Below are 22,069 nucleotides of genomic sequence, written 5' to 3'. Positions count from 1 at the left end.
TCAGAGCGCCTTGACGGTGACGGCGCGCTCGGCGGCGCGGGCCAGCGGGTTGGCCAGCGGCAGCGTGAAGGGCGCGGCCGCGATCTCGAAGACGTCGCCTTCCTGCGTCTGCACACCGTCGCTGAACGAGAGCGTCGCGGTGCCGTAGAAGTGGATGTGGATGTCGCCCGGGCGGCAGAACAGATCGTACTTGAAGTGGTGGTGCTCCAGGTTCGCGAAGCTGTGCGACATGTTACCCTCACCCGAAAGGAAGGGCTTTTCCCAGATCGTCTCGCCACCGCGCACGATCTTGCTGGTGCCCTCGATCTTCTCGGGAACGTCGCCCAGCAGCAGCTCGGCGCCGAGCGCGGCCTGGCGCAGCTTGGAGTGCGCAAGCCACAGGTAGTTGTGGCGCTCGGTCACGTGGTCGGAGAACTCGTTGGCCAGCGCGATGCCCAGGCGATAGGGCTGACCGTCGTTGCCGATGATGTAGATGCCGGCCAGTTCGGGCTCCTCGCCGCCGTCCTTGGCGAAGGAGGGCATGGTGAGCGCCTCACCGGGGCCGACCAGCTGCGAGCCGTCGCCCTTGTAGAACCATTCCGGCTGCTGGCCTTCCTGGCCCTCAGCAGGCTTGCCGCCCTCGAGGCCTTCCAGGAACATGCGCATGGAATCGGTGACGTTTTCACCCGAGGCCGCGGCCTGGTGCATCTTGTTGCGGCCTTCTGCCGAACCCAGGTGGGTGAGGCCCGTGCCGGTCAGCAGCACGTGGGCTTCGTCGGCATGGTCGATCGGCGCGATGAGGCGGCCCGCCGCCTGCTCGGCTGCAATGTCGATGGAATCGCCAATGCCGCAGGCGCGTGCGGTCGCGGCCAGCGAATTGCCTTCCTCGATGGCGCGCAGCGCGAGTTCGCGCACGGAGGCCACGCCGGTCAGGACGTGCGCGGCATCGCCTTCGGCGAGGATGACGGAACGGGTGCCGTCCTCGGCACGGTGCTGCAGCAGGCGAAGAGTAGTCATGTCAGGGGTCTCTCCCAGGGTCCGCAGCGCGCCTTCTTATGAGGTGGGCGCGCTGCGGGGCATGGATTGGATCAGTTGAGGGTGAGCTTGCCGTCGACGAGACGCGGCGCGCCGTCGTTGAAGGCCTCGTCGCGCAGTTCGGGCGCGAGCAGGCTCTGCGGCATGTTCTGGTAGCTCACCGGACGCAGGTAGCGGTCGATGGCGAGGCTGCCGACCGAGGTCGTGCGCGCATCGGTGGTCGACGGGAACGGACCGCCATGGACCATCGCGTGGCACACCTCGACGCCCGTGGGCCAGCCGTTGACGAGAATGCGGCCAACCTTGCGCTCCAGCGTGGGCAGGATCTTGGCGGCGGCACCTTCGTCGGCATCGTCCATGTGGATCGTGGCGGTAAGCTGGCCTTCGAGACCTTCAAGAAGGGTCTTGAGTTCAGCTTCGTCCTTGCAGCGCACGATCACCGAGGAGGAGCCGAAGACTTCCTCGCCCAGCGCCTTGTCGGCGAGGAACTTCTCGGCCGTGGTCTGGAACAGGACCGCGCCGCCCGTGGTCGCCGAACCGGCTTCGCCGCGTGCGACTTCCTCGATGCCCGGCGCACCTGCCAGCTTCTCGACGCCCTTGGCATAGGCGTCCGCGATGCCGGTGGTGAGCATGGTCTGCGGCTTGGCGCCGCTCACACCGGTGGCGGCTGCCTGTACGAAGTCGTCAAGGCCATCGCCCTCGACCGTCACGACAAGGCCGGGGTTGGTGCAGAACTGGCCTGCGCCCATGCACAGCGAGCCGACGAAGGCTTCGCCGAGCGAGGCCCCGCGCGCCTTGAGCGCCTCGGGCAGGATCACGACCGGGTTGATTGCCGACATCTCGGCGTAGACCGGGATCGGCACTTCGCGGGCCTGCGCCAGCTTGGTGAGGGCAAGACCGCCCGCGCGCGAGCCGGTGAAGCCGACCGCCATGATGTTGGGGTCCTGCACGAGCGCGGCGCCCAGATCGTTCGAGGGACCGACGAGGTGCTGGAAGACGCCTTCGGGCAGGCCCGAATCGGCCACCGCCTTGCTGATCGCCTGGGCAATCAGACCGCCGGTGATCGGGTGAGCCGGGTGGCCCTTGACGACAACCGGGCAACCCGCGGCAAGCGCCGAAGCGGTGTCACCGCCCGCGGTCGAGAAGGCGAGCGGGAAGTTGGACGCACCGAACACGGCGACAGGGCCAACCGGGATCATGCGCAGGCGCAGGTCCGGACGCGGCGGCGCGCGGTCGGGCAGCGCGGGATCAACGCGCATCTGCAGGAACTGGCCCTTGCGGACCACCTCGGCAAACATGCGCAGCTGGCCGCAGGTACGGCCACGCTCACCTTCCGAACGCGCGCGCGGAAGGCCGCTTTCGGTAAGGTAGGCTTCAAGCAGCGGTTCGCCGAGCGCCATGATCTCGTCGGCGATTCGCTCGAGGAACTTGGCGCGCGATTCGAGGTCGATCGCCCGGTAGGTGTCGAACGCGGCCGCCGCCTTGGCGCAGGCCTCTGCGACATCGGCGGGCGTGTTGACGGCAAAGGCGTCCCCGTGCGGCTCGCCGGTTGCGGCTGCGATGGAACGGAATTCGGTCATAGAAAAGTCTCCCTATTTACTCCGACATATTATGTGCGATCCGGAAACGCAATGTTTGTCATTCCTTCCGCACGGGATGGCGTGTAGGTTGCACGTGGGAGGTGCGAATTTCTGTGACAACTGGGAAAAATATGAAGGTGGACGAAACGTCCAGGAAGACCGACGAAACGCGCGGGCCGGGTCGCCGGCTCCATGGCGCGATCGCGCACCGATTGGGCACCGACATCTTGTCAGGCAAATATGCGCCGGGCGACGTTCTCTCGGGTGAAGTGGCCTTCGCCGAGGAACTGAAAGTCTCGCGCAGCGCCTACCGCGAGGCGATCCAGGTGCTGACGGCCAAGGGCCTTGTCGCGAGCCGCCCCAAGGCGGGTACGCGCGTCCTGCCGCGCGAACGCTGGAACCTGCTCGATCCCGACGTGCTGGGCTGGGCCTTTGCGGGCGAACCCGACATCGAATTCGTGCGCTCGCTGTTCGAGCTGCGCGCCATCGTCGAGCCCGCCGCCGCGCGCTTTGCCGCAAGGCGCCGCGACAAGGACGACCTCAAGACGATGAAGGACGCGCTGGCTGCGATGCGTCGCCACACGCTGACGACCGACGCCGGGCGCGCGGCCGACCGTGATTTCCACAACGCGATCCTTACCGCCACGCGCAACGATGCGCTGATGGTGCTGAGCGCCTCGATCGGTGCGGCCGTCAACTGGACGACCCAGTTCAAGCAGCGCGCCCGCGCCCTGCCCCGCAACCCGATCCCCGACCACGTGCGCGTCTACGACGCCATCGCGGCAGGCGACGAGAACGCGGCCGCCGAGGCCATGAACGTGCTGGTGGACCTCGCGCTGGAAGACACCCGCAGCGCCATCGAGGACCGTGACGCCCCGCAGGGACAGCCGGACGCGCTCACCGGGGAATAGCCCCCGCCACCTGTACACACGCAAAAGGGGGCCATCGCGCCCCCTTTTCTTTTGCCTGCGGCCCACATGAAAAAGCCCCGCGGAACCTGACGAAGGGTCCCGCGGGGCACTTTGCTCACGGAAGGGAGAGCAAAATCAGCCGCTTGTGACTTCCGGCTCCGGCTCGGCGTGCGTGGGCTTGGAGCCCCACAGCGCATAGAACAGGACGTAGAGCTCGCAGGCCGCGGTCAGCAGGAACGAGGTCTGCAGGTCATAGGCATCGGCAATCCAGCCCTGCACGAAGACCAGCGCGCCGCCCGCAATCGCCATGACCAGCAGGCCCGAGGCCTCTTCGGTAAGCGGGCCCAGGCCCTTGATGCCCAGCGTGAAGATGGTCGGGAACATGATCGAGTGGAACAGGCCCACCAGGATCAGCGACCACATCGCGACATGGCCATCGGCAAAGCTCGTCACCAGCATCGTGATGAAGGCGCCGACCGAGAAGACGGCCAGAACGTGCGCGGCATCGAAGCGGCTCATGATCGCCGAGCCGACGAAGCGGCCCACCATCATCCCGCCCCACAGGAAGGTCAGGTAGTGTCCTGCCTGCTCCAGCGACATGTTGCCGATGTCGGGACGCGAAACGAAGTTGATGAAGAGGTTGCCCACGCCGATTTCGGCAATGAGGTAGATGAAGATGGCCGGGATGCCGAACACCAGGTTGCGGTGCTTGAACAGCTCCGGGCTGATGATGTGCTTGCGCTTTTCGCGCGCATCGTCGCTGTCCGAGACCATCGCGGGAAGCGGGAACCTGGCAATGATGATCGCGAGCACGACCAGCACGCCTGCGACCAGCGCGTAGGGCAGGATGACCGACTGCGCGTCGGCAAGGCGCTCGGCCTGGGTCAGGACGACGGTGCCCTCCTGCGCCGTGCCGCCCTTGGTGCGGCCCAGGATCAGGTAGGCGCCGAACATCGGAGCCAGCATGGTGCCCATCGAGTTGAGCGCCTGCACCAGATTGAGGCGCGCCGAGGCGGTCTCGGGTTTGCCGCAGACCGCGACATAGGGGTTAGCCGCCACCTGCAGCAGCGTGATGCCGCTTGCGATGATGAAGAGCATCACCAGCGTCACGCCGTAGGAGGGGATCATCGCGGCCAGCATCATGCCGACCGCGCCCGCAGCCATGGTAAGCAGGCCGATGACCAGCGACTTCTTGTAGCCGACCCACTCGATCAGCTTGGCCGAGGGAATCGAGGCCACGAAATAGGCAATGAACCAGACCGATTCGATCAGCGTCGTCTGGGTGTAATTGAGTTCGAACACGCTGCGCAGATGCGGCAGCAGCGTGTTGTTGATGACCGTAATGAAGCCCCACATGAAAAACAGGCTGGCCAGCAGAGCCAGCGCGGGGCCGTACCGCACGCCCGCAGGCTGCGATTGCGCCACCGGGGCGCTGGTTGAAGTTCCAACTGAAGGCATGGTGATCCTCTCGTCACATCGGCCGGGTGCCATCGACGCAATCCGGCTTGCGCTCTATCTATTTGTCGGACTATATGCAGCCAGCGGCCACGTCAATGGCCGACGAAAATCACGCGAAAGTCAAAATTCGACTGCAGAATACTACGGGAGCCAGGATTGTGAGGTTATTGAGCAAGGCATTCATGTCGACTGCGGCGATGGCGCTTGCCGCCACGGGCGCGCTGCCTGCCCTCGCCGCCGAGGCGAGCCAGGACACGGCGGGCACGCTGGACGACGGCACCAAGGTGACCTCGGTCACGCTGACCGGCGCGGACGGCGTCTCGGTCACGATCCTCTCCTTCGGCGCGACCTTGTGGAAGTTCATGGCGCCTGACCGTGACGGCGAATTGGCCGACATCACGCTGGGCTACGACGACCTCCAGCTGTTCAAGGACAAGCCCAACTTCTGGGGCGCGACCGTAGGCCGCTATGCGAACCGCATCGACCACGGCCGCTTCACGCTCGACGGCAAGAGCTACCAGCTTCCGCAGAACGACGGCGAAAACTCGCTGCACGGCGGCGGCCAGGGCTTCGACGTGCAGAACTGGAAGGTCGAGAAGGTCAGCTCGGGCAAGGTCGCCCGCGCGATCTTCACCCGCACCAGCCCCGACGGCGAGGCCGGCTATCCCGGCACTGTCCAGGCCCGCGTCACCTACACGCTCGATGACCACGGTACGCTTCAGATCGCGTTCGACGCGACCACCGACAAGCCGACCGTGATCAACATGACCAACCACGCCATCTTCAACATGGCGGGCGAAGGCGCGCCGCAAGGCGCCATGGGCAACGTGCTGACGGTTCCCGCCAGCCACTACACCCCGGTCAGCGAGACCCTGATCCCGACCGGCGAACTCGCCGCGGTCGAGGGCACCCCGTTCGACTTCCGCGCGGGCAAGGCGATGGAAGAAGGCCTGCGCGACGGCACCGACCAGCAGATCGTCTATGGCCGCGGGGTTGATCATAACTTCGCGCTCGACAAGGGCCTCACCCAAACCCCCGAGCTCGCCGCACGCCTCTCCGATCCCGAATCGGGCCGCGTGCTCGAAGTGCTGACGACCGAACCGGGCCTCCAGGTTTACTCCGGCAATTTCCTTGACGGCACGTTCCTCGGCAAGCACGGCCATCTCTACCGCATGGGCGACGGCATTGCGCTTGAACCGCAGAAGTTTCCCGATGCGCCCAACCATTCCAACTTCGTCTCGGCCCGCGTCGATCCCGGCACGCCCTACCGGCATGTCATGGTCTACCGCGTCTCGGTCGAGCGTTGAGCAAGGCAAGACCCACCATGACCGATCAGACCAAACCCAAGCTGCGTTCGCGCGCCTGGTTCGACAATCCCGAGAACATCGACATGACCGCGCTCTATCTGGAGCGCTACCTCAACTTCGGGATCAGCCTGGAAGAGCTGCGCTCGGGCAAGCCGATCATCGGCATCGCCCAATCGGGCAGCGACCTTTCGCCCTGCAACCGCCACCACCTGGTGCTGGCCGAGCGCGTGCGTGAAGGCATCCGCGAGGCGGGCGGCATTCCCATGGAATTCCCGGTCCACCCGATCCAGGAAACCGGCAAGCGCCCGGGCGCCGCGCTCGACCGCAACCTCGCCTACCTCGGCCTTGTCGAACTGCTCTACGGCTACCCGCTCGACGGCGTCGTGCTGACGATCGGCTGCGACAAGACCACGCCCGCCGCGCTGATGGCCGCGGCCACCGTCAACATCCCGGCCATCGCCCTGTCGGTCGGCCCGATGCTGAACGGCTGGCACAAGGGCGAGCGCACCGGCTCGGGCACCATCGTGTGGAAGGCGCGCGAGATGCTGGCCGCAGGCAAGATCGACGATGAGGGCTTCATCAAGCTCGTCTCGTCCTCGGCGCCGTCGACCGGCTACTGCAACACCATGGGCACGGCGACGACGATGAACTCGCTGACCGAGGCGCTGGGCATGTCGCTACCCGGCTCGGCCGCGATCCCCGCGCCCTACCGCGACCGCCAGGAATGCGCATGGCGCACCGGCAAGCGCATCGTCGACATGGTGCACGAGGACCTCAAGCCCTCCGACATCCTGACGCTCGATGCCTTCCACAACGCGATCCGCGTCAACTCGGCCATCGGCGGTTCGACCAACGCGCCGATCCACCTGGCCGCGCTGGCCCGCCACATCGGTGTCGAGCTGCCCCTCACCGACTGGGAGGAAAAGGGCCACAAGATCCCGCTGCTGGTGAACCTCCAGCCCGCAGGTGAGTACCTGGGCGAGGACTACTACCATGCGGGCGGCGTGCCTGCGGTCGTTGCCCAGCTCATGGGCCAGGGCCTCATCGCCGAGGACGCGATCACCGCGAACGGCAAGTCGATCGGCGACAACTGCCGCGATGCGACGATCGAGGACGACAAGGTCATCAAGACCTTCGACACCCCGCTCAAGAAGGAAGCCGGCTTCATCGTCATGACCGGCAACCTGTTCGACCAGGCGATCATGAAGACCTCGGTGATCTCGGACCAGTTCCGCGAGCGCTACCTCTCCAACCCGGACGATCCCAACGCCTTTGAAGGCAACGCGGTCGTCTTCGATGGTCCGGAAGACTACCACAAGCGGATCGACGATCCAGCGCTGGGCATCACCACCGACACGCTGCTCTTCATGCGCGGCGCGGGCCCCATCGGCTATCCCGGCGCGGCCGAGGTCGTGAACATGCGTCCGCCCAGCTACCTCATCACCGAAGGCGTAGGCGCGCTCCCGTGCATCGGCGACGGGCGCCAGTCGGGCACCTCGGGCAGCCCCTCGATCCTCAACGCCTCGCCGGAAGCTGCGGCCATGGGCGGCCTTGCCCTCATCCAGACCGGCGACCGCGTGCGCATGGACCTTGCCAAGGGCCGCGTCGACGTGCTGATCCCCGACGAGGAGATGGCGGCGCGCAAGGCGGACCTGGAAGCGCGCGGTGGCTACCCCTACCCCGCCTCGCAGACCCCCTGGCAGGAAATCCAGCGCGGGATCGTCGGCCAGATGAACACCGGCATGATCCTCGAGGGCACCGAGAAGTTCCAGCGCATCCACCAGACCCGTGGTCTGCCGCGCGACAACCACTGATCTCGTGCCCCGATCCGGGGCATGAACCGACACGAAAGGGGCGGCTTTCCACACCGGGAAGGCCGCCCCTTTTCACATGCACCGCAAAAGTACGCTCAGGCCGAGATCACCGCGCTGATGCGGTGGAGGAAGGGATGGTGCGGCGTCGCACCGTGTTCGACCCGGGTAAAGCGCCCATTGTCGATATGCGCCAGCTGCGCCTCGATGGCGGGAACCAGTTCCCCCTCGCGCACGTCGATGTGCGCCTTGAAGGTGCCATCGAACTCCAGCAGCACGCTCTTGGCCCGGGGGAAGGCCGCGCGCAGGCTCTCGCGGATCTCGGCGAGTTGCCCCGCGATGGGCTGGTTGCCGGGGCCCGGCTCGGCGTCCTGGGGTCTGGTGCTGCCTGTATCCATGCCTGTCCTGCCTGCTTGCCCGTACCTGGAATATCCAAGAATAGCCGATTTCAGGGCTTTGGAAAGCATGCTGCCCTGTAGCTCCCCTCAGGATTTCACCTGAGGGCCCGCCTCTCCCCCGCGCTCAGGGCGCGTAGCGGGTCGCCAGGTCGGCCGTGCCGCGCCGTCCCAGGTCCTCGCCGTGGGCGGCCAGCCAGCCTTCGGCCGCATCGCGCCCGGCGTCGTGCAGCTGCTCGAGCACCTCGCGCACCGGCATCATCTTGGAGCCTGCCGGCATCGCCCCCAGCGTCGCCTCATCGTGGATCTCGTGGACCCGCAGACGCCGCAGGCGCGCCAGCAGCCCCTTGCCGAACGCCAGTGGCCCGACCTCGTTCTGGATCAGCACCAGCCCGCGCATGTCCTTGATAAGTGTCTGGTTGAACGAGAACTCGGTCAGCCGGTTGGAGATGTCGGCCGCGCTTCGCGGGGTATCCGCGTGCGACATCGGGTTGATCGTCACCAGCAGCATGTCATCGTTCGGGCTGTTCTGGATGAGCGGGAAGATCGGCGGGTTGGCGCTGTACCCCCCGTCCCAGTAGTCCACGCCGTCGATGGTGACCGGCGGAAACAGCAGCGGCAGGCACGCCGAAGCCAGCAGCACGTCGCTCGACAGCTCCTCGTTCTCGAAGATGCGCGCGTTTCCCGTGCGCACGTCGGTAGCCGAGATGAACAGGCGCGGTGCCTCGGGCCTGCGCAGCGCCGCAAAGTCGATATGCTCGGCAAAGACCTCGCGCAGGAGATCCTGCGTGCGTGCGCCCATGTCGGGCGAACTGGGCAAGGCGACGTTGCCCAACATCGTGCTCCACATCTGCGAGAGCGCCTCGAAGGTGGCGGGGAAAGCCTCCATCATCGGCAGCAGTGGCCCCGCGCTGCGTCCCGAGCGGTGGATTGCCTCCCAGAAACGCGCAAGGGCTGACGCCGCGCCCTCGCGTCCGCCGGTAACAAGCCCGCTGGCAAAGACCGCGGCGTTGGCCGCGCCTGCGCTCGCCCCGCTCAGGGCCGAGATCCAGATGCGCTCCTCGGCCAGAAGACGGTCGAGCACCCCCCAGGTAAAGGCGCCGTGCGCGCCTCCGCCCTGCAAGGCCAGATCCAATCCAAGCGCCCGCGCTGCGACCATGTCTTCACTCCCTCTTGCAGGCCCATCGGTCCGGTGGCGAAACTAACCTGCACACCGGCGCCCGGCAATCGAATGCACAGGTGCATGCTGGCCAAGACCCTGCCAGTTATGGAACTTTCCGGGACTCGATCGGCTTCCCTTGGGGGAACGCACAGGACTTCCCAACGCTCCCCAAATCTGTTTAGTGGGAATTAACTGCCCTAATGCGAAATGCCCTTATGCAAAACGGCCAACGTCTTTCGACTCATGTGGGCATCTGGCCTGCTCTGGTCGGCGTTGCCTATTTTGCCTGTGCGGCCATCGCCCTCAAGCTGACCGAAGGCACCGACGGGATCGCGACCGTCTGGCCCGCCAGCGGCATCTCGATTTCCGGACTTCTCCTGTGCCGTCCCGCCCAGCGTCTGGCCATGTTCCTCGCCATCGCCCTCGCCAGCTTCGCGGCCAACCTCTATGCCCAGATCCCGGTCGTGGAGATCGCGGCCTTTACCACCGCGAACACGCTGGAAGCGGCCATCGGCTATTTCTGCATCCGGCAGATCAACCGCGAGCGCGAGACGATCTACAGGCCCTTGAGCGTCGTGCAGTTCTGCATAGCCGCGCTTCTGACAGGGACGCTCAGCGGCGCCATTGCCTCGGCGCTGACAGGTGCTGGACTGTCGATCATGTTCGTCTCCTGGGCGACCACGGTGAGCCTTGGCATCATGATCGTGGTGCCCCTCATCCTCAACATCGCCCACGGATATTCCGCGAGCCTGATGCGGCATCCGCGGCTTCTCATCACGCCGGTGCTGATCCTCGCGGCCGTGGCCATCGTCAGCTACGCGGTGTTCCACCAGAGCACCTTCCCGTTGCTGTTCGTCCCGCTCATGGCGGTCATCGTCGCGACCTACCTGATCGGCCCCAATGGCGCGATGACGAGCATCCTCATCATCGCCGTCATCGGCTCGAGCCTGACCCTGACCGACAGTGGCCCGATCCACCTGATGCGCGACCGGGCCCCCTTCGCCGTCACCTTGTTCATGCAGTTCTACCTGCTCGTGCTGCTGCTTTCCGCGCTTCCGCTCGCCGCTCTTCTGGGCGCGCGCGACCGGGTCATCACCGAGGTCAGCCGCGCCAACCGCTGGCTGGAGATGTCCGAGCACTTTGCCCATGTCGGCCACTGGCGGCTCGATCTGGCCAAGCAGAAAGTGTTCTGGTCGGACGAGGTGTTCCACATCCACGGGCTGGAGCCGGGTCCCAACCCGCCGCTTGAAGGCGCGATCAACTACTACCATCCCGAGGACCGCCCCAAGGTCGAAAACTTCCTCGCCAAGCTCGTGGAAACCCACGAGCCCTTCGATTTCCAGGCCCGCCTGATCACCGCGCAGGGGGAGGAACGCTACGTGCGCAGCCGCGGCGATGTGGAGCGCAACGCGGCGGGCGATGCGGTCGGCCTGTTCGGGATCTTCCAGGACGTGACCGAGGCCACCATCACCAACCTGCGCCTGGCCGAAGCCCGCGAACTGGCCGAGCGGCAGGCCGACATGGCGATGCTCATGGCCCAGACCGATGCCCTCACCGGCATTGCCAACCGGCGCAGCGCGCTCAGCTTTCTGGAGACCGAGATGCGTCTCGCGCTCGAAGACGGAACGCCGCTCAGCGTCGCCATTCTCGACATCGACCATTTCAAGAGCATCAACGACCGCTTCGGCCACGGCGCGGGCGATGCCGTGATTCGCAAGACCGCCGCCCTGTGCAGCGGCGCGGTGCGCTCCTCCGACCTTGCCGGACGCATCGGCGGCGAGGAATTCGTGCTCATCCTGCCGGGCGCCGACAGCGCCACCGCGCAGAACGTGGGCGAGCGGGTGCGCGTCTCCATCGAGACCGCGGACTGGGGCAGCGATGGCCCCGACACGGTCACCGCCAGTATCGGGGTCGCCACTCTCAAGGGGACAGAAGGCGCCGAACAGCTTCTCGCCGAAGCGGACGGCGCCCTCTACCGGGCCAAGCGCGAAGGTCGCAACCTACTGCGCGCAGCCTGAAATCAGACGGTTTCGGCGACCTCGGGGCGGCGCATCTTGGCTTCCGCCTCACGGTCCGCGACCGCAGAGCTGGTCAGACCTTCGGCCTCGGCCATCTCCAGGATCCCGGCCGTGCGCGGCCCGATCGCGAGCACGCGGCCGCGCACCTGGTCCTCGCTTTCGCCAAGGTATTCGGCGGCCACGTTGATGATGCCGCCCGCGTTCACGACGTAGTCGGGCGCGTAGAGGATCGAACGCGCCGCCAGCGCCTGCGCCATCTCGGGAGTGGCGAGCTGGTTGTTGGCCGCCCCGCACACGAGCCCGGCCTTGAGGCCCGCGACGGTAGCAGCGTCAAGCGCGCCGCCCAGCGCACAGGGCGCGAAGACATCGCAGGCGATCCCGGCAATGGTGTCGATCGAGGCCAGCTGCGCGCCCAGTTCATCAGCCAGGGCCGACGCACGCGCGCCGTCGATGTCGGCCAGAACCAGCTTCGCGCCCTCTTCAGCCAGCAGACGCGCAAGGCGACCGCCCACACTGCCCACGCCCTGCACGGCGACCGTCGTCCCCGCCAGCGAACCGCCGAAACGCAGCCTGGCCGCCGCCTTCATCGCCTCGAACACGCCCAGCGCCGTCCAGGGCGAGGGATCGCCGCCCGCAAAGCCGGGACGTGCGGTGCGCCCGGCGACGTGGCGGGTGTTGGTGGCGATGGCTTCCATGTCGGCAATCGTCGTACCCACGTCCTCGGCGGTGACGTAGCGACCACCCAGGCGCTCGACCGCCTCGCCGAAGGCCTCGAACAGGGCCTTGCGGTCGAAGTCCCCGGCCGGACGGCGGATCACCGACTTGCCACCACCCAGCGGCAGCTCGGCCGAGGCGTTCTTGTAGCTCATGCCTTCGGCAAGGCGCATCGCATCGGCCAGCGCCGCCTCGGGGGCATCGTAGGTCCAGAACCGGCAGCCGCCCGCCGCGGGACCGCGCGCGGTGGAGTGAATGACGATGTAGCCATCGAGACCGGCCTTGGGATCTTCGAGGCGGATGCATTCTTCGGGCACGCTGCGCGTCGCGGCGACAACCATCGTATCACTCCTTTGCTTGGGAGGCCGTCTATAGCGTGCGCGCCACGGAAAATCTTTTCTCATTCCGGCCCCGTAGAGCCGCGCAGTGAATGGACCCTCCTCGAAAAGCGCCTATATAGGTCAATATGACCGAGCTTGACGCCTATGAGCGAAAAATTCTCCGCGAACTGCAACGCGACGCCAGCCAGACCACGGCGCAGATCGCCGAGAAGGTGGGCCTTTCCGCCTCCCCGTGCTGGCGGCGTATCGACCGGCTCGAACGCGAAGGCGTGATCGTGCGCCGCGTGGCCATCGTCGACCGCGAGAAAGTGGGCCTCAACGCGCACGTCTTCGTGCAGGTCAAGCTCAACGCCCACGGCCGCGCCAACCTCGATGAGTTCGCCGCGCAGATCCGCGACTTTCCCGAGGTGCTCGACTGCTACGTGATGATGGGCTCGATCGACTTCATGATCCGCGTTGTCGCCGAGGACATCATGGCCTACGAGCGCTTCTTCTTCGGCAAGCTCTCGCAGCTGCCCGGCGTGCAAGAAGTGAACTCGATCGTGGCGCTCTCGCAGATCAAGTCGACGACCGAGCTTCCGATCTGAAGAGATAGAGAGAAGTGATTGATTCAATGGGCCATCGCCCCTTGCCCCCGGAACGGGCGACCTCACCTTTCTCACGCCACGCGGCGTGAAAGCCCTGAGGTCGACCGTTCGGGGAGCCCGAGGGCGATGGCCCTCGGAATCCTACTTTACTTCCTCCACCCATTCCCGCCGCAGGAACGGCCCGGCCAGCGCCATCAGCGCGGCGGCGACAAGGTAGAGCACCAGCGCGAAGAGCATCGACATGCGCAGCGCCTCGCTCCCGTAAACCGGCGTCAGCGCGGTCGAGAGCGCGCCTAGCGCATAGATCCCGCCGCCAAGGCCGATGAGGTTGTTGATGAGGAGGAACAGCGCCGAAGCGGTCGCGCGCGCGGGCGGATCGACAAGGTGCTGGATCGCGGAGGTCACCGGCCCCAGCCAGACATAGGCCAGCGCCTGGGGCACGAGGAAGAGGAGGAAGGCCAGCGGTACGCTGGAGGTCCAGATGCCGGCCGCGAAGAGCGGCACCGCGACGGTATAGGCCATTGCCGGAACCCAGCCGTAGAACGCCCGGTCGGCCTTGCCCAGCTTGTCGGCCAGGATACCGCCCAGAAGAACGCCCACCGTTCCCCCGATCAGCAGCACCGCGCCGATGAACCAGGAGGTGTGGACAAGGTCGAGCGCAAAGCTGCGCTGGAGAAGGCTCGGCAGCCAGAACGCGAGACCATAGCCCAGCATCGAACTGGAGGCCGCGCCGAAGCTCAGCAGCCAGAACGCCTTCTTGCGCGCGAGGACGCGGGCCACTGCGCCCAGCGTGGGCGAGGCCGGGCCCCGATCCGCCACGGCGGGCTTGGGCCGGTCGCGCACCACGAACTTGAAGGCGGGCGCGATGAGCAGGCCACACAGGCCGACGACCGCGAACGCCGCGCGCCAGTCCACCGTCGCCGCGACATAGCCGCCCGCAAGGACGCCTGCGGCCGAGCCCAGTGGAATACCCAGCGAGTAGATCGAGAGCGCGAAGGCGCGCCGCTCGGACGGGAAGTGGTCGCCGATCACGGCATAGGACGGCGCAACGCCGCCCGCCTCACCGATGCCCACGCCAAGACGGGCCAGGAAAATGTGCCAGAACCCCTGCGCCAGACCGCACATGGCGGTGAACAGGCTCCAGCACACGAGCGAGCCGGTGATCACCCAGGAGCGGCTCGTGCGGTCCGCGAGCGAGGCCAGCGGCACGCCCAGCGTCGAATAGAGGATCGCGAAGGCAAGACCGCCCAGAAGGCCCATCTGCGCGTCGGACAGGTCGAGGTCCGCCTGGATCGGCGCGGCCAGGATCGCCAGGATCTGCCGGTCCACGAAATTGAAGATGTAGACCAGCAGCAGCATCGCCAGCACCAGGTTGGGCGACGCGGCCTTGCGCTCCCCCGGAGCGGATGCGGGTGCAGAAGCGGATGCGGCTGGGGGCGCGGCGCGGGAGGTGTCCAGTGTGGCCATGTCAGCCCATGTGCTCCTTGCAGAAGGCGGTGATCGCGGCGCGCGCGGGCGCCTCGTCGAGGATCGGGGCATGGCCCACACGCGCGATCTCCACCGCTTCATAGGGACCGGAATGGCGGCTGGCCATCTCGGCAACGGTCGGCGCGCTCAGAAGGTCCGAAATCGCGCCACGAATGACCAGTACAGGGATCACATCGAGCGCATCCCACAAGGGCCACAGATCGGGCGGCACCACGGTCGCGTCCTCGCCCGAAACGCCCTTCGAGATTTCCGGGTCGTAGGCAAAGGAGACGGTGCCGTCGGCGTTCTCCACGCAGGTCCGGCGCGCAAAGGCCATCCAGTCGGCCTGCCCGAAATCGGGGAAGGCCGGGGCGTTGATGGCGCGGCAGCGGGCGGCGGCCGCGTCCCAGTCCGCCATCGGGCCACCCGGCCCGACATAGCCCTGGATGCGGGTCAGCCCCTCGGTATCGAGGACCGGGCCGATGTCGTTGAAGACCATGGCCCTGGCAAAGCCGGGGCGCATCGCCTGCATGACCAGTGCCATGAGCCCGCCCATCGAGGTGCCGATCACCCCGCACTCTTCAATGCCCAGCCCGTCCAGCAGCGCGAACATGTCCGCGCAGTAGACGTCGGGCCGGTACTGCGCGGGATCATCGTCCCATTGCGAGAGCCCGCGCCCGCGCTGGTCGGGTACGATCAGGCGGTAGTCGCCTGCAAGGTAAGCCGCGACCGGCTCGAAATCGGCGCTGTTGCGGGTGAGCCCGTGCATGAGCAGCAGCACGGGCGCGTCGGGGCGCGCGGCCGGATAGTCGCGCGCGACCAGATCCAGCCGCCCACAGGCGCTGCGATAGCGGTGGAGCGCGTAGTCCATCGTTGGGGTATCCTTTCCTGGCAAAGCCCGTCCCTCGTCCGGTCTGGTCCGGTCCGACCGCGCGGCATGCCCCCCAGCATCGCCGCCCAGCCGGACCGGTAGGCCCTGCCTCTAGTGCGTGTCTACGTTCAGAATTCCAGCGACGCGGTCACGAAGACCTGCCGCGGGTTGCCGTAGAACGCGGTCAGCGTGCCCTCGGTGCCCAGCGTCGGGGTCAGCGGGCTGACCAGTTCGCCGGTCAGCGGATTGGCGGCCATGAAGGTGTAGCCCGAGGTCTGGTAGCGCTTGTCGGTCAGGTTCTTGCCATGGACGCCCAGGCTCCAGTTCCCGCCGGGCGCGGTGTAGACGATGCTGGCGTCAAGCAGCGCATAGGAGCCCTGGTCGAGGTAGGGGTTGGGCACCTCGAACTGGTAGGTCTTGCTGCGGAACGAAAGGGTCGAGCTGAACGAAAGGTCGCCATCGCCGACCGGCGTTTCGTAACCCAGCGTGCCGCTGCCGGTCCATTCGGGCGTGTTCTGGATCTTGCGGTAGTCCGAAACGTCGGTCGGCTCACCGCCGATGAGGCCCTCGTACTCGGTGTAGCGCGCATCGATCCAGCCCAGCGATCCCGCGAAGGTCAGGCGGTCACCCATGCCGATGAAGTCACGTGCGAGCGTGGCGTTGGTCTCCAGTTCGATACCGTCGATCTTGGCCTTGCCCGCATTGGTGATGACGCCGCAGAAGGTCGGAATGCCGTCCACCGTGCAGCCCGCCGAGCCCGGGATCTGGACGTCGCTGTAGTCCATGTGGAAGGCCGCGAGCGCCACGTAGAGATCACCTCCGAAGAGGTTGCCCTTGTAGCCGATCTCGTAGCTGTTCACCGTTTCGGGATCGAAGCTGAGGTAATCGGCGATCTCGCCGTCGCTGGGAATGCCCCTCGGGTTGCTGGTCGGTGCGTTCACGCCCACGCCGCGCGGGTCGAAGCCGCCGCCCTTGAAGCCCTGGCTGAAGCCGCCGTAGATGTTGTGGTCGGGCGTGGGCTTGAACGAGAGCGAGATACGCGGGGTGAACTTCTTGAAGGTCGCCGAGCCCGAGAAGTTGGTGCTCGCCTCGCCGAAGGGAATGCCCGCGCCGCCAAAGACCGGCGAGCCACCGCCCAGATAGTTCTGGCGCAGGATCGAGGCCGAGCGCTTGTCCCAGGTGTAGCGGCCACCGCCCGACAGGCTGAGCTGGTCGGTGATGTCGAGGGTGAAGTCGGCGAAGGCCGCCCAGGTGTCGGTGTCGACATCGGCCTGGGTGAAGGCGGTGAGGCCATCGAACGCGGTGAACAGGCGCACGTCGAACTGGGTGTCGGCGGTGGCGGTCAGGTAGTAGAAGCCGACCAGCGCCTGAAGCGCGCCGCCATCATCGTACTGCAGCTGGAATTCCTGGCTCAGCTGTTCGTTGCGGTAGTAGGCCGGAACGTCGAGGTCGACCGCGGGCAGCGCGTCGAAGTCGATCGGCGAGGCGCTGGAATCCTTGCGCCAGGCGCTGATCGACTTGAGGGTCAGCGAGTCCGAGAGATCCGCCGTCGCGTTCATCGAGAGCCCGTAGGCCTCGACGTACTGGGCAGGGTCCATCAGCCCGCCGCGGGTGTCGTAAACATCGTCCAGCACCGGCGCGCCGCTGGCAAAGCCCGGGATCAGGCGGTGGCCGCCGCGCGCGTTGGAGTTGTCCTTGGTGTAGTCGCCCGAGATCTTGATCAGCACCGGTTCGCCGTAGCCGCCGATCTCGAGGCTGGCGCGTCCCGCCCAGATGTCCTTGTTGTAGTTTTCCTCGCCCGTGGTGAGGTTGTCGCCAAAGCCCCCACGCGAAAGGCGCGCGAACGATCCGCCCACGCGGATGAGGTCGGTCAGCGGCGTCGAGGCCGTCACCACCACGTCCGCCTGGTCATACGTGCCCAGCGTGCCGCGCACCTTGATGGACGGGTCGAGCGGCATGTTCCTGGTCACGTACTTGACCGCGCCGCCAATGGTGTTGCGTCCGTAGAGCGTGCCCTGCGGCCCGCGCAGGACCTCGATGCGCTCAACGTCGTAGATGTCGAGAACGGCGGCCTGCGGACGGTTGAGGTAGACATCGTCAAGGTAGATGCCCACGCCCTGCTCGAAGCCCGAGACCGGGTCCTGCTGGCCGATGCCGCGGATGAAGGCGGACAGCGTAGAGTTGGTGCCGCGCGAGGGTTCGAGCGTCACGTTGGGGGCCGACTGGGCGATCTCGGTGACATCGAGCGCGCCGGTCTTGGCGAGCTGCTCACCGCTGAAGCTGGTTACCGCGATGGGCACATCAACGAGGCGCTCCTCGCGCCGGCGGGCGGTGACGATAATCGCGCCGCCGGTGGCCTCGGGCGGCGTTTCGGCCTGCGCGGGGGCGGCCTCCGCCTCCTGCGCCGCGGCCGGAGCCGACAGGACAAGAGCCCCCATACCAGCGAGAAGCGCCAGCGCACTCGCCTCACGAACGCGGAATCGCGCCTTGTTCATAGCATTCACTCCCAATGAACCAATTCTTGTTGGGCCCTGCTTATTGATACTTGAACCGGGTTTCAACTCCAAAGATTTGCCAAGGCTCGCAAGAGCCGATAGCTGTGGCTTCGTGAGCACAGAAAAGCCCCCCCTGGAGGATCCGAACGGCGCGCCGCCCCCGGCCGAGAATGGCGCAAACCCGCCAGCGGACAAGGTTCCGCGCACCGAGCGCGGGCGCAAGACGCGGCGCAAGCTGCTCGATGCGGCGGCTATCGAATTTGGCGAAAGGGGCTTTCACGAGGCTTCGATCACCTCGATCACGCAGCGCGCCGGAACCGCGCTGGGCAGTTTCTACACCTATTTCGATTCCAAGGACGAGATCTACCGCGCGCTCGTCAGCGACCTCAGCGCGCGCGTGCGCGAAGCCGCGCGCGAGGCCCGGCGCACCGACCTTCCCGCGCTGGAGGCCGAGCGGGTGGCGCTCACGAACTTCCTCAAGTTCGCGAACGAGCACAAGGAGATCTACCGGATCATCGACGAGTGCGAATTCGTCGATCCCGCGACCTTCCGCGCGCACTACGAAGGCACCGCGAGCCGCATCACCGAACGCCTCGCCGACGGGGTGCGCAAGGGCGAGTTGCGCTCCGACGTGGAGGAAGCCCATGCCTGGGCGATCATGGGCATGAACGTGTTCCTGGGGCTGCGCTACGCCGTGTGGACACAGGACCGCAGCCCCGCCGAAGTGGCCGAGATCGCCAACGCCATCCTGCGCGGCGGAATCACCGCGCACGGCGACGACCCGGCGGTGTAAGCGCCCTTTCCCGCAGCGGGACACCCGGCGCCAAGCCACTGGCGCGCAGGCGGGCAATCTGCGATCAGGATCGGGTAGACAGCCCCCGCACGAAGTGACCCGCCCACGTGAGTTCCCGCCTTCTCCTGCTTTCCGGCCTCGGCGCCATCGTGGTGATCGGCGGCGTACTGACGCTCGCAGGGCGCTCGGATCCGGCACCCGAGGCCACGCCGAGCCCGGTGGAGGTTGCCAGGGCCGAACCTGCCCCAGCTCCTGCCGCCCCCTCGCTCCCCGCGCCGGACGAACCTTTCGTCATCAAGCGCATCCTCCCCATCGAAGGGCCGATCCGCTACGGCGAATGGCACTGGGACGAGGACGGCGTGCCCGATGGCCCGCTTGTCATCACCGTGGACCTCGACGCGCGCGTACTCTCGGTCTTTCGTGGCGGCTATGAGATCGGGGCGACCGCCGTTCTGCTCGGAAGCCAGGAAAAGCCCACCCCCACCGGCGTCTTTCCCATCACCGAGAAGGACATCGACCACGTCTCGAACATCTACACCGGCGCGCCGATGCCCTACATGCAGCGCCTGACCAACGACGGCGTCTCGCTGCACGGCTCGAAAGTGGAGAAAGGCTACGCCAGCCACGGCTGCGTGGGCATGCCCGATCCCTTCGCGGCCAAGCTGTTCCAGATGACCAAGCTGGGCGACAAGGTCTACATCACGCGCGGCAAGCAGATCGGCATGGGGGACAGCCTCGTCGAAGGGTAGGAACTGCTCCCTAAACCGGGCGACTTCACCTTCCTCAGCCACCGCAGCGCACGTAAGGTGAGCTAGACGGTATGGGGAGCCCGAGGGCGATGGCCCTCGGATATCCTTCTTCTATCTCTTCACCGCCCGGCGCGGCCCCTTTGCAAAGCTCCACCCGCCCGCATTGGGCCGCACGACAAGATTGCCGATAGAGGCAGGCTCACCGGCGCACAGCGCATCGAACAGACGTGCGACCGCGCTTCCGCGCGGTTCCTGTCCGTCGAGTTCGGTGACGATGCGCGAAACCACGCGCAGGGCCACCGCGCGCGGGGCCTGGGGCTTGTAGCGCAGCCCCATCGGCTCCTTCTTGAGGCAGGAGCGGTATTCGAGGTCCGCCATCCATGCGAGCGCCGCGTCTGCTTCGGCCAGGTGCGCGGCGCTTTGCGCAACCGCTGCAACGTCGATCCAGTCGGCCTGCGCCAGCGCCTTGCGCAGCCGCACCCGGTCGTAGCGCTCGTTCGTGTTGCTCGGGTCCTGCGCGGCCTCGATCCCGGCCTTCTCGACGATCTGGGCCAGTTCGCTGCGGCGCCAGCCCAGCACCGGGCGCAGAAGCGGGATCTGCGTTTCGGGCACCCGGCCCAGCGCGCGCGTTCCGGCGAGGCCCGCGACACCACTTGCGCGGTTGAGGCGCATCAGCAGTGTCTCGGCCTGGTCATCGGCGTGGTGGGCTGAGAGGATCGCGGCCAGTCCCCGCTCCTCGACCCAGGTCGCCAGTGCGGCATAGCGCGCGGCGCGGGCCATGGCCTGCACATTGCCCTCGGGCACGGTGACGGGAAGGATGGCGTGGGGAACGCCCAGCCGCGCGCAAAGCGCCGCAACATCGGCGGCTTCCTGCGCGCTTTCAGGACGCAGGCCATGCTCGACGGTCGCGGCCTCGACCCGGCCCGGAAAGGCCGCAGCGGCGAGCAGCAGCAGCGCAGTGCTGTCCGGCCCGCCCGAAACCGCAAGGCCCAGGCGCACGGCCTCATCGGCCAGCGCCCAGCACCACAGCGCGGTCAGATCGGCGCGAAACCGTTCGACCGCCTCGGGAGCCGGGACCAGCGCGGGATCAGTTGCAATCGAGCCCATTGCGCGTGGTGGAATAGAGCGAGCCCAGGCGTCCCGCGGCTTCGGCCGCGTAGGTCTCGCTGAATTCGGCGAGCGCGATGCAGGCGCGCTTGGTGTCCTTCAGCTCCTTCATCGCGATGCCCAGATAGAGCAGGCTGTCGGCTGCGCGCGCGCCCTGCTTGTCGGCCTGGTAGTTCTGGAGGAACCACTTGGCCGCCTCGGACGGGTTCTTGTCGTCGAGCCAGGCGCGGCCCAGCAGGTTGCGGCCGTAGCTCGCCATGCGGTGGTTGGGGTACTTCTCAAGGTAGATCTTGAGCTGCTGGCGCGCCTCGGGGAAGTAGCCTGCATCCCAGAGGCGGAAGCCGTAGGTGTATTCATCCTCGCCCGCATCGCCGGTCTGCGGCTTGACGATAGCCTGCACGCCCTGCGCCCGGGCGCTGGTGGCAGGTGCAGGCTGGGCCGGAGCAGGCTGGGCGGCCGCGGGCTTCTCAGCGGCAGCCGGAGGCGTCTTGATCACCCCGCCGCTCATCGCCGACAGGTTGTTCTGCGAGGCGCTGACCGGCTCTGCCTGCGGGGCGCTCTGGGCCGCGGGCGCAGCGGGAACCGGGGCCGAGGCTGCGGCATTGGCGGCGACCTTTTCCTCGAGGAGCGCCAGGCGGTTGCTGTTCTGCTCGACCTGCGAGGTCAGGCGCGCCATCTGCGATTCCACCGCTTCCATGCGGTTCAGAAGATCGCTGACCGGGGTGCTGGTGGCCGTCTGCGGCGCCGGCGATCCGGCAGCCGGCGCGGTGATCTGGGGCTCGAAGAAGGTGCCGCTGCCGCCGGGGAAGACCTTGCGCTGGAGCGCGCTCACTTCCTTCTCGACCTTGCGCAGGCGCGCGTCGGTGTCGTCCTGCGCGGCCACCGAAACCGGGCTTACGCTCACCACGAGCGCGACAGCCAGTGCGGCCAGGGCCGAAGTGCGCGGCAGGCGGCGGAGCACCTGTGTCTGGGTGGGATACGCAATCATCGCCTATTTCTTCTCCGTCTCTGGGCCCCTGAGGCCCGGCGGCTGCAACCATGGGCGCCCGGCATCGAACAGGGGATGAACCACGGGCGACAGGCCCCCTGCTTGCCGCAAGGCACCTGCACCTGTCGAGGCTGGCTTATTCGGAAGTCGTGGATACCGCAGTCGGGCCCGAGGTCGGACTGGGGCTCGCGTTGCCGGTCGGAAGGATCGAGACCGGGCCGCCGCTCTCCTGCGTGGCCGGTGCGCTCGGCGTTGGGCTGGCCGTTGCCGGACGCGCAGTCGCGGTGCGGCTGGGCGCCGG

General features: G+C 67.0%; 18 protein-coding genes. 7 read left to right on the top strand and 11 right to left on the bottom strand.

What is annotated here, in order from left to right; genetic code table 11:
- Window positions 1-996, bottom strand: a complete 996-nt coding sequence (gene araD1, locus MTR65_RS18370) for an AraD1 family protein (protein WP_243802743.1) — start codon at window positions 994-996, stop codon at window positions 1-3.
- A gap of 71 nt (window positions 997-1,067) precedes the next feature.
- Window positions 1,068-2,594, bottom strand: coding sequence for an aldehyde dehydrogenase (NADP(+)) (locus MTR65_RS18365; protein ID WP_243802741.1), 1,527 nt, complete (start codon window positions 2,592-2,594; stop codon window positions 1,068-1,070).
- 131 nt (window positions 2,595-2,725) lie between these two features.
- On the opposite strand from MTR65_RS18365, the gene MTR65_RS18360 reads away from it, so the two are divergent.
- Window positions 2,726-3,505, top strand: a complete 780-nt coding sequence (locus MTR65_RS18360) for a FadR/GntR family transcriptional regulator (RefSeq protein ID WP_226633997.1) — start codon at window positions 2,726-2,728, stop codon at window positions 3,503-3,505.
- A gap of 135 nt (window positions 3,506-3,640) precedes the next feature.
- Here the strand turns inward: MTR65_RS18360 and MTR65_RS18355 are convergent, their stop codons facing one another.
- The gene (locus MTR65_RS18355; RefSeq protein WP_243802739.1) at window positions 3,641-4,963 is read right to left on the bottom strand and encodes a sugar MFS transporter; all 1,323 of its coding nucleotides are present in this window, start codon (window positions 4,961-4,963) and stop codon (window positions 3,641-3,643) included.
- 182 nt (window positions 4,964-5,145) lie between these two features.
- Between MTR65_RS18355 and MTR65_RS18350 the strand changes: the two genes are divergently transcribed.
- Window positions 5,146-6,270 (top strand): aldose epimerase family protein, encoded by a 1,125-nt coding sequence (locus MTR65_RS18350; RefSeq protein ID WP_243802737.1) that lies wholly within the window; start codon window positions 5,146-5,148, stop codon window positions 6,268-6,270.
- A 17-nt stretch (window positions 6,271-6,287) separates the two neighbouring features.
- Complete coding sequence (locus tag MTR65_RS18345; RefSeq protein ID WP_226634001.1) at window positions 6,288-8,084, top strand: IlvD/Edd family dehydratase; 1,797 nt, start codon at window positions 6,288-6,290, stop codon at window positions 8,082-8,084.
- A gap of 95 nt (window positions 8,085-8,179) precedes the next feature.
- Here MTR65_RS18345 and MTR65_RS18340 read toward each other — a convergent pair whose 3' ends face one another.
- The gene (locus MTR65_RS18340) at window positions 8,180-8,479 is read right to left on the bottom strand and encodes a hypothetical protein (protein ID WP_243802736.1); all 300 of its coding nucleotides are present in this window, start codon (window positions 8,477-8,479) and stop codon (window positions 8,180-8,182) included.
- A gap of 124 nt (window positions 8,480-8,603) precedes the next feature.
- Window positions 8,604-9,635 carry a patatin-like phospholipase family protein gene (locus MTR65_RS18335; protein WP_243802734.1) on the bottom strand — a complete coding sequence of 344 codons (1,032 nt, stop codon included), beginning with the start codon at window positions 9,633-9,635 and terminating at the stop codon, window positions 8,604-8,606.
- 248 nt (window positions 9,636-9,883) lie between these two features.
- On the opposite strand from MTR65_RS18335, the gene MTR65_RS18330 reads away from it, so the two are divergent.
- Complete coding sequence (locus MTR65_RS18330; protein ID WP_243802732.1) at window positions 9,884-11,656, top strand: sensor domain-containing diguanylate cyclase; 1,773 nt, start codon at window positions 9,884-9,886, stop codon at window positions 11,654-11,656.
- A gap of 2 nt (window positions 11,657-11,658) precedes the next feature.
- Here MTR65_RS18330 and MTR65_RS18325 read toward each other — a convergent pair whose 3' ends face one another.
- On the bottom strand, window positions 11,659-12,711 hold the full coding sequence (locus MTR65_RS18325; protein WP_243802730.1) for a Leu/Phe/Val dehydrogenase: 1,053 nt from the start codon (window positions 12,709-12,711) through the stop codon (window positions 11,659-11,661).
- Between the two features lie 125 nt (window positions 12,712-12,836).
- Here MTR65_RS18325 and MTR65_RS18320 point away from each other — a divergent pair, with 125 nt between their 5' ends.
- The gene (locus MTR65_RS18320; RefSeq protein WP_243802728.1) at window positions 12,837-13,298 is read left to right on the top strand and encodes an Lrp/AsnC family transcriptional regulator; all 462 of its coding nucleotides are present in this window, start codon (window positions 12,837-12,839) and stop codon (window positions 13,296-13,298) included.
- Window positions 13,299-13,439: 141 nt separating this feature from the next.
- Here MTR65_RS18320 and MTR65_RS18315 read toward each other — a convergent pair whose 3' ends face one another.
- The 3 genes from MTR65_RS18315 to MTR65_RS18305 form a co-directional block, all read right to left on the bottom strand.
- Window positions 13,440-14,657, bottom strand: coding sequence for a spinster family MFS transporter (locus MTR65_RS18315; RefSeq protein ID WP_243802757.1), 1,218 nt, complete (start codon window positions 14,655-14,657; stop codon window positions 13,440-13,442).
- 109 nt (window positions 14,658-14,766) lie between these two features.
- On the bottom strand, window positions 14,767-15,636 hold the full coding sequence (locus MTR65_RS18310; RefSeq protein ID WP_243802727.1) for an alpha/beta fold hydrolase: 870 nt from the start codon (window positions 15,634-15,636) through the stop codon (window positions 14,767-14,769).
- Window positions 15,637-15,764: 128 nt separating this feature from the next.
- Window positions 15,765-18,131, bottom strand: a complete 2,367-nt coding sequence (locus MTR65_RS18305) for a TonB-dependent receptor (RefSeq protein ID WP_243802725.1) — start codon at window positions 18,129-18,131, stop codon at window positions 15,765-15,767.
- A 133-nt stretch (window positions 18,132-18,264) separates the two neighbouring features.
- On the opposite strand from MTR65_RS18305, the gene MTR65_RS18300 reads away from it, so the two are divergent.
- Together MTR65_RS18300 and MTR65_RS18295 are read left to right on the top strand one after the other, a co-directional pair.
- A complete protein-coding gene (locus tag MTR65_RS18300) occupies window positions 18,265-18,924 on the top strand; it encodes a TetR/AcrR family transcriptional regulator (protein ID WP_419145063.1) in 660 nt (219 codons plus the stop codon).
- Between the two features lie 107 nt (window positions 18,925-19,031).
- A complete protein-coding gene (locus tag MTR65_RS18295) occupies window positions 19,032-19,673 on the top strand; it encodes a L,D-transpeptidase family protein (RefSeq protein ID WP_243802723.1) in 642 nt (213 codons plus the stop codon).
- Window positions 19,674-19,784: 111 nt separating this feature from the next.
- Here MTR65_RS18295 and tilS read toward each other — a convergent pair whose 3' ends face one another.
- Both tilS and MTR65_RS18285 read right to left on the bottom strand, forming a co-directional pair.
- Window positions 19,785-20,780, bottom strand: coding sequence for a tRNA lysidine(34) synthetase TilS (gene tilS / locus MTR65_RS18290; protein ID WP_243802721.1), 996 nt, complete (start codon window positions 20,778-20,780; stop codon window positions 19,785-19,787).
- Complete coding sequence (locus MTR65_RS18285) at window positions 20,761-21,768, bottom strand: tetratricopeptide repeat protein (protein ID WP_243802719.1); 1,008 nt, start codon at window positions 21,766-21,768, stop codon at window positions 20,761-20,763. Before MTR65_RS18285 ends, tilS begins: the two co-directional genes overlap by 20 nt.
- Window positions 21,769-22,069: the final 301 nt, after the last annotated feature.

It is taken from the genome of Novosphingobium mangrovi (genome assembly GCF_022818885.1).
Lineage (GTDB): Bacteria > Pseudomonadota > Alphaproteobacteria > Sphingomonadales > Sphingomonadaceae > Novosphingobium > Novosphingobium mangrovi.
This window is presented reverse-complemented; position numbering and strand designations above follow the sequence as displayed.